General features: G+C 48.5%; 12 protein-coding genes. 8 read left to right on the forward strand and 4 right to left on the reverse strand.

Translation table 11 applies throughout. The features are described from left to right. The first annotated feature begins 40 nt into the window (after nt 1–40). Nucleotides 41–1000, forward strand: a complete 960-nt coding sequence (gene ilvA / locus C792_RS0105325) for a threonine ammonia-lyase (protein WP_017548416.1) — start codon at nt 41–43, stop codon at nt 998–1000. A 109-nt stretch (nt 1001–1109) separates the two neighbouring features. On the opposite strand, the gene C792_RS0105330 is transcribed toward ilvA, so the two are convergent. Further along, nucleotides 1110–1718, reverse strand: a complete 609-nt coding sequence (locus C792_RS0105330; RefSeq protein ID WP_017548417.1) for a YktB family protein — start codon at nt 1716–1718, stop codon at nt 1110–1112. 77 nt (nt 1719–1795) lie between these two features. Here C792_RS0105330 and C792_RS0105335 point away from each other — a divergent pair, with 77 nt between their 5' ends. Next, nucleotides 1796–2611: an inositol monophosphatase family protein gene (locus C792_RS0105335; protein WP_017548418.1), complete on the forward strand. Its 816-nt coding sequence runs from the start codon at nt 1796–1798 to the stop codon at nt 2609–2611. 304 nt (nt 2612–2915) lie between these two features. On the opposite strand, the gene C792_RS0105345 is transcribed toward C792_RS0105335, so the two are convergent. After that, nucleotides 2916–3479 (reverse strand): hypothetical protein, encoded by a 564-nt coding sequence (locus tag C792_RS0105345; protein ID WP_017548420.1) that lies wholly within the window; start codon nt 3477–3479, stop codon nt 2916–2918. Nucleotides 3480–3653: 174 nt separating this feature from the next. Next, on the reverse strand, nt 3654–3845 hold the full coding sequence (locus C792_RS0105350; protein ID WP_017548421.1) for a DUF5325 family protein: 192 nt from the start codon (nt 3843–3845) through the stop codon (nt 3654–3656). A 159-nt stretch (nt 3846–4004) separates the two neighbouring features. Between C792_RS0105350 and typA the strand changes: the two genes are divergently transcribed. Together typA and C792_RS0105360 are read left to right on the forward strand one after the other, a co-directional pair. Then, nucleotides 4005–5849, forward strand: a complete 1845-nt coding sequence (typA, locus tag C792_RS0105355) for a translational GTPase TypA (RefSeq protein ID WP_026090240.1) — start codon at nt 4005–4007, stop codon at nt 5847–5849. Nucleotides 5850–5873: 24 nt separating this feature from the next. Next, on the forward strand, nt 5874–6203 hold the full coding sequence (locus C792_RS0105360; RefSeq protein WP_017548423.1) for a YlaH-like family protein: 330 nt from the start codon (nt 5874–5876) through the stop codon (nt 6201–6203). A gap of 73 nt (nt 6204–6276) precedes the next feature. Here the strand turns inward: C792_RS0105360 and C792_RS0105365 are convergent, their stop codons facing one another. Then, nucleotides 6277–6759: a hypothetical protein gene (locus C792_RS0105365; protein ID WP_017548424.1), complete on the reverse strand. Its 483-nt coding sequence runs from the start codon at nt 6757–6759 to the stop codon at nt 6277–6279. A gap of 147 nt (nt 6760–6906) precedes the next feature. Here C792_RS0105365 and C792_RS0105370 point away from each other — a divergent pair, with 147 nt between their 5' ends. From C792_RS0105370 to C792_RS0105385, 4 genes are all read left to right on the forward strand, one after another. Continuing rightward, entirely contained in the window at nt 6907–7194 is a 288-nt protein-coding gene (locus C792_RS0105370) for an Fpa/YlaN family protein (RefSeq protein WP_017548425.1), read from the forward strand. A 42-nt stretch (nt 7195–7236) separates the two neighbouring features. Next, nucleotides 7237–8430: an FtsW/RodA/SpoVE family cell cycle protein gene (locus tag C792_RS0105375; RefSeq protein ID WP_017548426.1), complete on the forward strand. Its 1194-nt coding sequence runs from the start codon at nt 7237–7239 to the stop codon at nt 8428–8430. Nucleotides 8431–8504: 74 nt separating this feature from the next. Further along, on the forward strand, nt 8505–9332 hold the full coding sequence (locus tag C792_RS0105380) for a hypothetical protein (RefSeq protein ID WP_017548427.1): 828 nt from the start codon (nt 8505–8507) through the stop codon (nt 9330–9332). A gap of 152 nt (nt 9333–9484) precedes the next feature. Beyond that, on the forward strand, nt 9485–12919 hold the full coding sequence (locus tag C792_RS0105385) for a pyruvate carboxylase (RefSeq protein ID WP_017548428.1): 3435 nt from the start codon (nt 9485–9487) through the stop codon (nt 12917–12919). Nucleotides 12920–12955 lie beyond the last annotated feature (36 nt).

A 12955-nucleotide genomic window follows, 5' to 3' on the forward strand; every position in this document is an offset into this window, starting at 1 on the left:
TTTCCTGACTGGTGGATTAGTCCATGACGCCTGGAAGCGTTTGGACCCTGTAGTCCATCAAACACCGATACGCACATCAGCTACTACGAATCTGCGCACTGGCAAAAACATCTATTTCAAAATGGAGAACCAGCAAAAAACCGGGGCTTTTAAATTCAGGGGCGCCAGCTACAAGCTTATGCGCCTCTCCCCGAAAGAACTTGACCGCGGCGTAATCACTGCGTCAGCAGGCAATCACGCCCAGGGGCTTGCCCTTGCTGCATATAAACTGGGTGTGAAAGCAACGATCTATATGGCAGAGGCAACACCCGAAGCAAAAGTAGAAGCAACAAGAGGATATGGTGCCGAAGTCGTACTCACCGGCGAAAGTTTCCAGGAGGCTTTTGAAGCTTCGCTGAAGCAGCAGGAAAGATGCGGTGCCACATATGTCCATCCCTTTGACGACTATGACATCATGGCGGGCCAGGGGACGATTGCCCTCGAGCTGCTCGAGCAGGTAAATACGATTGATACCATCGTTGTGCCTATCGGAGGCGGCGGTCTCATCAGCGGTATCGCTGTCGGTGCCAAATCGGTGAATCCGGATATAAAAGTCATCGGAGTGCAGGCAAAAGCTGCACCTGCAATGCATACCGCTTATCACCGAGGTGTCGTCAAAAAGCTGGATAAAGTCTCTACGATTGCCGAGGGCATCGCTGTAAAACAGCCTGGCGAAAATACACTGCCGCTCATCAACAATTATGTTGATGACATAATAACGGTGAGTGAAGAGGAAATTGCAGACGCCATAGTGAATATGCTCGAACGTGGCAAATCATTGGTTGAAGGCGCAGGTGCAGCTGCATTCGCGGGATTATTGTCACACAATGATCAGATCGATTCCAGGCATTGTGGAGTAATCGTCAGCGGCGGCAATTTTGATATCAGCCGTATGGCCGAGATACAGTCGCTCGCAAATCAGTTGAAACCCGAACAGTCCCATGCAGCCCTCTCATTCTAAATTCTGCAATATGCGGAAGCTGCAAGGATCCATGCCCGCCACTCAGTGTGGCGGGTTATTTTTACATATATGAACCGGATCGACCAATTCCGATCCGGTTCATATATCATCAGTATATCCTGACAAGCTTGTCCATCACCGCTTCCAGGTCTTTGATGAATGTTTCGTCACTTCCAAATGCTTCATCATCCGGACGATATACTTTTCCGACCAGAAACTCACCTTTTTTGACATTTTTCAGTCGGAGCAGACCAGATTCAAGATCTTCATCACTCATCTCGGAAAGGGCTGTCTTCTCCGGTTTCATGTGGTCGAGGGACACTTGATAACTCTGCGGGAAATCACGGAAAACCTCGAAGTCATCAAGCCACTTGTCTGCAGCAGCCTTTTTGTCCGGAGATTCGTATATGACCCCGTACATGCAGAAAGCGTGGTCGCCGAACAGTCCGATCTGGAAGTGCGGCATCATCTTGTAGCCGCGCGGGTTTGTGCTGAAGCTGACCCATGTGTCATCCGGCGGGTTTACTTTTCTGCGGGCATGTTTTGCCACATGCGCAAATTGTTCCTCCCCCGTGAGTTCTGTCAGATATTCACTGAAATGGCTCCCCAGGTTCTCAAGTTTCGGACGGATATTTTCTATAAGAGCCTCCATTCGCGGTTCCAGGCCCTCGATGTTGAATACTTTAAAATCTTTTTCTGTAAAATGGTAATCTGGCATTATACGGCTCCTTTCAAAACATTACTTATATGATAGAATAATCGATAACGGCAATCAAACATTTGAGGTGGACATTTATGGAAATTTACGAGTTTGGAAAAGAACTGATCAGTGAAGCGGGCGATTTCATCAGAGGAAGGATGCTTGAGGATTTCAGGGTTGATGCAAAGCTGAACCCGAATGACCTGGTTACTGATGTAGATCATGAAACCGAAGCGTTCATATACGAGCGGATACTTGAACACTGGCCGGAGCACAGGATTATAGGCGAGGAAGGCCACGGCACAGATGTAGAAGATACGCGTGGTGTCCTCTGGATAGTAGATCCGATTGACGGTACACTGAATTTTGTGCACCAGCTTCAGAACTTCGCCATTTCCATTGGTGTCTATATCGACGGCAAACCATATGCCGGTTTTATCCTTGATGTCATGAATGACAACCTGTACCACGCCTTGGCAGGGCAAGGGGCATATAAGAATGACGTTCGCCTTGGCAGGGTACAGGGTACACACCTCTCGAAGTCGCTCGTTTCACTCAATTCGAACTGGGTGGTCAAAGAAGGAATCGGGCATACGTTCACCGAAATTGTGAGAGATGCCCGTAGCACACGATCCTACGGTTCGGCAGCGCTCGATTTCGTAAATACAGCCCAGGGTATAGTAAGCGCTGCGCTTTTCTTCAGGCTGCATCCATGGGATTACGCAGCAGGTATGATCATTCTGGCTGAGACAGGCGGTGTCATGACAAACCTGCTTGGTGAAGAGATCAGTATTCTGAGAAAGGGCAGCGTGCTTGCAGGGAATCCTGAAATCCATGAAGAACTGAAGCAGTATTTCACACGTGATGAGAAGTTCATTGACAGTCACCGGAAGGCTCACGGCGAAAAATAATATATACGTTCCTTATTGTCCAGCTTCCTGAAGCTGGACTTTATTACTTTCTGCAGTGTATATTCGGTGAGACCAATATTAATGTGTTCTTTTATGTCCCGCCTTGTATATACTTCATCCGGTATGATTTTCGTATAATTAAGGAAATAGTGCCGGATCTGATTTTCAACCCCAACCACAACTCCGCAGTCACTGCACATGAAAAGCCTGCTGCTCAGAATATCCATATCAAATGAATGGCAGTCGGAGCATTTGATACCTTTTCTATAGCTTTCCATGTTCACAGTGTATTCTCTGCAGCTTTTCAGAATTTTGTCGAAGCCGGGTGATGGTTCTTTTTTCTGATCACCGCCGAATGCTCTATCGCTTTCAGGTAATACGGCAGGTTCTTCACATCGAGGAACAGGTCGGAACGCCTGCCCTGCAGACCGAATTTGCTGTTCATCATCACATATTTCAAAATGATGGGACGCTGGTATTTCCCTTCATCGATAAGTTGGGAGCGGAACATTTCATAAATGCGTTCGCTCCTGTTCAAATCAAGCGCCGCTTCATGATTGTCCCTGCAAAGTATGTTGAATGGGTTGATATAGAACTCACCTGCAAGATCGTGCAGGACGAAGAGGTAGTAGCAGTAATCCGTAACGATGAGCACATTGACGATTTCATAGTCGCTGTCGATGAGCATTTCCGTGTGCCAGTGTATACTCATGTTCTGCGTTTTGATCCTGGCCAGTTCCCTTTCGAATCTTGCCTCCAGCTTTTCCATGCGCTGCATCGCGCGGAATTCCTGCTTTTCCGTATCGGAGAAGGGGAGCCGGTTGTAGAGGAATTCATACACTTTCAGTTTTTCATGCTTTTCTCTCATTTCTGTCACTCCTGTCAGTTGAATTACAGCTATTGTCGGCTCTGAGTGAATTTTATGCAAAGCGCAGAATTTTGAAAATGGGCATGAAAAAAGGAGGGTTTCAGGAAAACAGTGACCTGTTTCCCATAATCCTCCTGTTCAGCGGGCAGAAGCCCGATATTTGCATTTGCAGTGCTACAGCCAGCCGTTTTCCCTGTATCTCTTCTTCAGTGTGAAACCGATGCCGAAGATGGCGATGAACAGTACAACAGACAATATGGCCATGATGGGCATTGCTTCCGCAATGAATACAGAGAAAGCGACCATCATCAGGACGGCAAGTGTCGCAAGCACCGCAAAAATCGCTTTCGATTTTTTTTGAGCCATGCATAAACATCCCTTTCGAAGTGCTTTCAGGCGATATTATACCATAATTCCATCCGTATTTATATGGAATCCCCTGTATTTGCAGGGTGTAATTATAGTTCATATTATGATATAATAGTTAAGTTATGAAAGAGTAATTCTAAAAACGAAGGGAAAGTCCTGATGAATTCCAGAGAAGATATCCGCAATATTGCAATTATTGCACACGTAGACCATGGTAAAACGACACTTGTTGACCAGCTGCTCAAACAATCCGGTATATTCCGTGAGAATGAGCACGTGGAAGAACGGGCTATGGACTCCAACGATATAGAACGCGAGCGCGGTATTACAATACTTGCGAAGAACACGGCAATCGATTACAAAGGTACGAGAATAAATATCCTGGATACGCCCGGGCACGCAGACTTCGGCGGTGAAGTGGAGCGTATCATGAAAATGGTGGATGGTGTCATCCTCGTCGTCGATGCATACGAGGGCACAATGCCGCAGACACGTTTTGTGTTGAAAAAGGCGCTCGAACAGGACCTCAAACCGCTTGTCGTCCTCAACAAGATCGACAAGGGAACCGCACGCCCGGAGGAAGTCGTCGATGAAGTATTGGAGCTTTTCATCGAACTCGACGCCAACGATGAGCAGCTTGAATTCCCGGTTGCGTATGCATCGGCAGTGAACGGTACTGCGAGTCTCGATGCAAAAAAACAGGATGAGAACATGCAGTCCATATATGACATGATCGTCGAGCACATACCGGCCCCTGTCGACAACAGTGATGAGCCATTGCAGTTCCAGATTGCACTGCTCGACTACAATGACTACGTCGGCCGTATAGGTGTCGGACGCGTATTCCGCGGCGAGATCAAAGTTGGGCAGCACGTATCGCTCATGAAAAAAGACGGCTCCATCAAAAACTTCAGGGTGACCAAGCTGTTCGGTTTCTTCGGCCTGAACAGGCTGGAAATCGAGAGCGCCAAAGCAGGGGACCTGATTGCTGTCAGCGGCATGGAGGATATCAATGTCGGTGAGACTGTCACGCCTATTGACCATCAGGAAGCACTGCCGGTACTGCACATCGATGAACCGACTCTGCAGATGACATTCTCTGTCAACAGTTCACCATTTGCCGGACGCGAGGGGAAATATGTGACAGCACGCCAGATTGAGGAACGACTTGCTCAGCAGCTTGAAACCGATGTATCCCTCCGTGTCGACGAGACGGACCGGCCGGATGCGTGGAAAGTCTCCGGACGCGGCGAACTCCACCTGTCCATCCTTGTGGAGAACATGCGCCGTGAAGGCTATGAGCTCCAGGTCTCAAAACCGGAGGTCATCGTAAAGGAAGTGGACGGTGTAAAATGCGAGCCATATGAACGTGTACAGGTCGATGTGCCGGAAGAGCACACAGGAAGTGTCATCGAGTCACTCGGGCAGAGAAAAGGCGAGATGATCGATATGATGAACACCGGCAACGGACAGACACGCATCCAGTTTGATGTGCCCGCCCGCGGTCTTATCGGGTACCGCACCGAGTTCATGTCAATGACGCGCGGATATGGTATAATGAACCATACATTCGAAGACTACCGTCCCCTGTTCAAAGGACGCATCGGCGGCCGCCACAACGGTGTGCTGGTATCCATGGACAAAGGTGTGGCATCAACATATGCGATACTCCAGCTCGAAGACCGGGGGGAGAACTTCATGGAGCCGGGTACGGAAGTATATGAAGGCATGATCGTCGGACAGAATACACGCGATAATGACCTTACTGTCAACATCACCAAGGTCAAAGCGGCAAACAACATCCGCTCTGCGACGAAAGAGCAGACGTCCACGATGAAAAAGCCGAGAATACTGACACTTGAAGAAGCGCTAGAATTCATCAACGACGATGAACTGGTGGAAGTGACACCGGAAACAGTGCGCCTCAGAAAGCAGATCCTTGGAAAAAGTGAACGTGAAAAAGCGCAAAAGCAAAATAAGTACAAACTTGAAGCGGAGTGAGTATAATTGTTTCTCCCAGTCTTGATGAATGTCAGTGTCACTGAGCGGCTGACATTTTTCGGCAGAATCTACGGTCTGGATACAAACCCCCAGACAGGCATGTGGTATTTATTCATCACAATCTATCTGTTATGCATACTTGTGTATGTCCTCGGATTTGCCAGAAAGATAAAACTCTGGCAAAATGTAGTGATTTACATCGTCATGTTCGTCGGCTGCATCATGCTGACGTTTTTTGGAGCATTCCTGCCGGTGGCCGAAAGTCTGGCCGTTGCAGCAGTCGTACTCGGACTGTACCGCTTCAGGCTTCATCAGGAGAGGAAAGCGGGAAACATCAAAACCTCCAAAAAATGATATACTGGATTTCGGAGCACCCTGCGTGGGGTGCTCTTTTTTTGCACAAAAAAAGCAGCCGTTACGGCTGCGGTCAATCGAATTTGATACCTGTGACATGGATTAGCTTTTCTTTTATCTCCCCGTTTTCGATGACCAGGATATCCACCATGCCATCGTCATAGAGGCGCCTGCCTTCGTGGCTGAACTGTGCATATATGAGTCGGCGGTCACTGTAGGGGATGATGGATGCGCCTTCGTCATGAGTGAAGGTGATCATGGCATCTTCGCCGCGTTCGGGTTCCGTATACTCGAAGAACGGTTCCAGGCAGATGATGAATGTCCCTTCGAGAAGATCCTTCTTTTTGAATTTCTTCTCGGATTTGAGAGTCGGCGGCTTGGATGAACCTTCTATGATCTGACGGTTCCATTCCGTCGAGTCCTCGAACCTGATCTCTTCCTTATCTGACTCTTTTGCCAGCACTTTCTCAAGCTCTTCCTTGCGGTCGTCAAATATCCATGCGGATGGGTCCAGTGTAATCTGGTAGCGGACATTGCCCAATATTTGTATAATCATTATCTTCTCTCCTTACACTATAATTATAACAGACTTGCAGATTGAAAATAAATGACATTTGCACTTTTATGAGCTCTGTAATTGCTTGCTTTTTTGTACTCTGTGAGATAGAATTTTATAGAGAGTTCGAGGAAAGGGGATTTTTTCGTGTCCAGTAAAGAAGAATTAAGTAAACAGGCATATGAGCAGCTCGAGAAGGACGCGGAGAAGATTGTCCAGCTCATAGAGGTTCAGATGGATAATCTGACAATGCCCCAGTGTCCTGTCTATGAAGAGGTTCTAGACACTCAGATGTTCGGCCTGTCCAAGGAAGTGCATTTCGCATCGAGGCTTGGCCTGATTGATCCGGTAGTTGGACATGAACTTTTGGAACGGCTTGAGCAGGAAGTTTCCAAAGTGCATGATGCATATATGAGAGACGAGAATAGAGTCTAAAGAGATTTTGATCTTTAGACTTTTTTTAAATGAGGGATTGTTTTGACATTCATTAAGGACTTCTTCAACTACGTTAAGGTGTATTCCAAATACGTGGATTTCACCATTGTGATTACATATGTTCTGCTCAGCCTGGTCGGGCTGACGATGATATACAGCGCCAGTATGGTGGTTGCATCAAAGAGCGATATCACCGGCGGTAATCCGAGCCATTATTATACCAGGCAGATAGTATCCATGATACTGGGTTACGGCATTGTTTTCGTCATGGCGTATTTCATGTCAGGGGAATTCCTCAGGAATAAATACTTCCAGATGCTCGCGACGGTGGCCATACTGCTTCTGCTGATCGTCACAGTCATTTTCGGTACGGAAGTGAACGGTGAGAAAAACTGGATCCGCCTTGCCGGATTCAATTTCCAGACATCCGAGTTCTTCAAAATAGTGACGATATTGTATCTGTCATATATTTATGATCGCAAGAAAGACCGGTTGAAACGGCTGGAATGGGGGCATCTTGCTCCCGTCGGATTCATAGGCATGTGTACGATGCTCGTCATTTCCAATGACTTCGGCACGGGGCTTGTGATTGTCGGTATCATCGCGGGCATATTCATCTATTCAGGCATCCCGCTGAGATTCCTGCTGAAAGTCGGCACGGCACTGTCACTCGCCGCCGGCGCTGTTGGTGTAATCATCTACCTGATCAAAGGGAGCATCCTGTCTCCGCACCAGTCGGCACGGATTGATACATTCCTGCACCCATTCAACGATCCGACGGGGACAGGATATCAGCTGACCAATGCACTTGTTTCCATTTCGCACGGAGGGGTTACAGGCACCGGACTCGGGAACGGCATCATGAAGCTTGGCTATCTGCCGGAACCTCACACCGACTTCATATTCGCGGTCATCGCTGAAGAGCTCGGTCTGATCGGTGTCATTGTCATACTCGTCCTGTATCTGGTCATCGTCATAAAAGCATTGAGGTATGCTGCGATCTCAAAAGATAAATTCTACAGTCTCGTCTGTATGGGTGTCGCAATCTACATCACCTTCCAGCTGTTTGTAAACCTCGGCGGCATTTCCAAGCTGATACCGCTGACCGGCGTACCGCTGCCGCTGCTGAGCTACGGAGGTTCTTCATTCTTGAGCATATCCATAGCCATCGGACTGCTTGTCATTTCAGCCAAGCATGTCAAAAAGGAAGAGATTGCGAAAAAAGGGAAGATATAGAGTCCCGGAACAGAAGGAATATTGGACAGTCCACCGCAAGTGGACTGTCTTTTATATAGAAGGGGAGTTTTTGGATGGGAATAACAGTACTCGGCAGAAAGCTGCAGATTGACGGAAACAGGGCAGCAGCAGATTATGCTGCATATGAAGATCCTGCTGCATACCATAAAGGCGGAGATGTGTGGCATTTTGTCGACCTGAAAGATGCAGCCGGGCGCATTGCCCGTATTGCTGTCATACGAAACGGGGGGCTCGAGGACGGAATGTCTGCAAAGGCTCCCCTTTCCCGGAAAATAATCAAAGATGAAGTCCGGGGTCTTCTGGATGATGAATCTCTTTTGAAAGAACGCTTCCGCACCGCCAGGCGGACCCGCGGGCTTTTCCGAACTCTGACTGAAGTGGCGTCACAGGACAGCCGGTACGTGACGCTCAGGGAACATGTTGAAATGATGATGCAGCTTGAAGGCAAACTTGAGTCGGCACTCGTCATTCTAAAGGGGACGATGGCGGATATAGCTGAAACCGGATCATACGATGAAGAGAAGATGGAGGCTTGTCTGGATGATTATGTGCGGAACTACCTTTTCCCGCTGGAATATGAAATCCAGGTGAAAGGATATCTTTTGCAGGCGGTCTATTCTGACCTCCACGCCGATCTCGAAGCGAAAAGATTCAGGCTCGGCCGGTACAGATCAGGCAGGCTGAGGAAGCATGCGGAAATGATGGCGGGACTGGATATGAAAAACACGCCGTGGGTCACCATACTGGAAGAAAATCTGGAAAAGCCGATGGATGACAACACCGGTGATGAAAAAATGATCGCTGCTCTGAAGAGGCATCTCAAAAGACAGTCAGAACTGAAAGCGGAGAGTATCATATACAATGAGGCCGGCTGCATCTGAGCAGCCGGCCTATTATAGGATGGACGTGAATCAAGTCATGCCGGCCTTTTTGAAAACGTTTACATTTGTAAAAAGTAAAAATGGTGGTGAATATTATTGTATATATTCTGAATATTTATTATAATTAGCTATTATGTGGAAGGGGGATTAACATGAAAAAGATTAATAAGCTCATGGCGGCAAACCGTGGGGAGATAGCCATCCGGATATTCCGGGCATGTACAGAGCTCGATATCACGACGGTTGCCATCTACAGTAATGAAGATAAAGGGGCATTACATAGATACAAGGCGGATGAAGCGTATCTGGTCGGGGAGGACCTCTCTCCAACTGAAAGCTACCTCAATATTGAAGCCATCATCAAGGTCGCAAAAGATGCCGGTGTGGATGCAATCCATCCGGGTTATGGCTTTTTAAGTGAAAACAAGGAGTTTGCAAAGCGGTGTGAAGAGGAGGGTATCATCTTCGTCGGACCGGAACTCCGTCATCTGGATATGTTCGGTGACAAGGTCAAAGCGCGTGAGACGGCACTGGCTACAGGTCTTCCGGTCATCCCGGGTACGGACAGTGCAGTCCAATCCTATGAAGAAGTCGAGACATTCATCGAGGAGCATGGCTATCCGATCATCATCAAGGCGATTTCAGGCGGCGGTGGAAAAGGCATGCGCATCGTAACAGAAGATGACAATCTGAAAGACAGCTACGAGCGTGCCAAAAGTGAAGCCGACAAGTCGTTCGGGAACAGCGATGTCTATCTGGAGAAATACATCGACCGTCCGAAGCATATCGAAGTGCAGATCCTTGGCGACAATGAAGGGAATGTTGTCCATCTGTATGAACGCGACTGTTCAGTGCAGCGCCGCCACCAGAAAGTCGTAGAAGTGGCACCGTCGGTCGGACTGACAAAGACAATGCGCGAGAAAATATGTGAGGCGGCCAAAGACATGTCCCAAAAGGTCGGATATGTGAACGCCGGTACTGTAGAATTCCTAGTGTCGGGTGATGAGTTCTATTTCATCGAAGTGAACCCAAGGGTACAGGTTGAGCACACGATCACCGAGATGGTGACAGGTGTCGATATCGTGCGGACGCAGATTCAGATTGCCGATGGCAACAGCCTGTTTGGCGGTGTCATCAATATGCCTGCACAGGAAGATATCCCTCTGATGGGATATGCGGTCCAGTGCCGTATTACGACTGAGGATCCTCTCAACGACTTCATGCCGGATACGGGTGAAATCATGGCGTACCGTTCCGCAGGCGGCTTCGGTGTGCGTGTCGATGCAGGTGATGGATTCCAGGGTGCGGTCATTTCACCTTACTATGACTCACTGCTTGTAAAACTGTCGACCCACGGCCTCACATACAAGGATGCGAATGATAAGATGGCGCGGAGCCTCAAGGAGATGCGTATACGCGGCATCAAGACGAACCTGCAGTTCCTGACAAATGTCATCGGCGATGAAAGTTTCCGTAAAGGTGACTATTCCACAAAGTTCATCGATACGACACCGTCCCTTTTCGTGTTTGAAAAGCCGAAGGACAGGGGTACGAAGACACTGGAGTATATATCAACGATCACAGTGAACGGATTCCCCGGGGTCGATAAACGCGACAAGCCGGTGTTTGAAAAACCGAGAATTCCGGATTTCAAGCCTGAAGTACAGGATGGCACAAAGCAGATTCTCGACAAGGAAGGACCAAAAGGGCTTGCGAAGTGGCTGAAGGAGCAGGATGATGCGCTGATCACGGATACGACGATGCGTGATGCCCATCAGTCCCTGCTGACGACCCGCATGCGCACATATGACATGAAAAAGATTGCACCGTATACCGCACATGATCTGAAAGATGCCTTCTCACTTGAGATGTGGGGGGGAGCGACATTCGATGTTGCGTACAATTTCCTTAAAGAAGATCCATGGAGACGCCTGGAAACACTCCGGAAGGAAATTCCGAATGTACTGTTCCAGATGCTGCTCCGCGCTTCAAATGCAGTGGGCTACAAAAATTATCCGGATAATGTGGTCGAGAAATTCGTGAAGGAAAGTGCCGCATCAGGCATCGATGTGTTCCGGATATTCGATTCACTGAACTGGCTTGAGGCGATGAAGCATCCAATCGAAGCGGTGCTGAAAACAGGCAAGGTGGCAGAGGGTGCCATCTGTTATACAGGGGATATTCTGGATCCCGGACGCTCAGACATCTATACGCTTGATTACTATAAAAACATGGCGAAGGAATTGGAGGCACAGGGTGTCCACATCCTTGCCATCAAAGATATGGCGGGGCTGCTCAAACCTGAAGCTGCATACGAACTGGTCGGTGAGCTGAAGGCAACCGTCGATATCCCGATCCATCTGCATTCACACGATACGAGCGGCAACGGCATCATGATGTACTCCAAGGCGATCGAAGCCGGAGTGGACGTCGTGGATACGGCTCTTGGTGCGCTGAGCGGCCTGACCTCCCAGCCGAGTGCGAACAGCCTGTATTACGCCCAGTCCGGCAACGGCAGACAGATACGGGCTGACATTGAAGGACTGGAGAGGCTCAGTGAGTACTGGGAGGATGTCAGGAAGTACTATACCGATTTTGAAAGCGACATAAAGAGTCCGCATACTGAGATCTACAAGCATGAGATGCCGGGCGGCCAGTACTCCAACCTTCTCAGCCAGGCGAAATCCATGGGCCTCGGAGACCGTTACGGTGAAGTGAAGAAGATGTATCAGAGAGTCAATATGATGTTTGGCGACATAGTCAAAGTGACACCTTCATCCAAAGTGGTCGGTGATATGGCACTGTTCATGGTACAAAACGACCTGGATGAAGAAAGTGTCATCTCACGCGGTCCGCATCTTGATTTCCCGGATTCCGTGGTCAGCTTCTTCAAAGGTGAGATCGGCAGACCGGTCACAGGGTTCGATGAAGAACTCCAGAAAACGGTGCTGAAAGGGACGGAACCATTGGCAGAACGTGCCGGTAAAGTGCTGGAACCTGTGGATTTCCTTGAACTCAAGGAAGAGATGTCCCAATTCTGTGAGCATGATATCACGGATAAGGATCTGCTCTCATACGCGCTCTATCCGAAAGTATACAGGGAATTCCTGGCGACAAACCAGAGGTACGGTAACGTGGAAGTTCTTGATACACCGACGTTCCTGTTCGGCATGCGGAAGAATGAAATACTTGAGATCGAGATTGACAAAGGCAAGACACTCATCGTGAATCTCCTTTCAATCGGACATGTTCACGAGGACGGCTACCGCTGGATGTACTTCGAACTCAACGGGTTCCCAAGAAAAGTATATATCAAGGATGAAAATGTCGAGTCCAAAGTGGCAAAACTGAAAAAGGCGGACCCGACCGACGTCGGCCATATCGGTGCCCAGATGCCGGGTACGGTCAGTGCAATCAAATTCAAGGCAGGAGAGGAATTCAAGAAAGGGGATATCATCATCATCACGGAGGCGATGAAGATGGAGAACTCCGTCAAAGCACCATTTGACGGCAAGGTGAGCGAAGTGTTCATTGAAGCCGGGGATGCTGTTGAATCCATGGATCTGATGATGACTGTTGAAAAATAGATGTAAAAAAGCGATCCCGCGGGATCGCTTTTTTTG

It is taken from the genome of Salinicoccus carnicancri Crm (assembly GCF_000330705.1).
In the GTDB taxonomy this organism is placed as follows: domain Bacteria; phylum Bacillota; class Bacilli; order Staphylococcales; family Salinicoccaceae; genus Salinicoccus; species Salinicoccus carnicancri.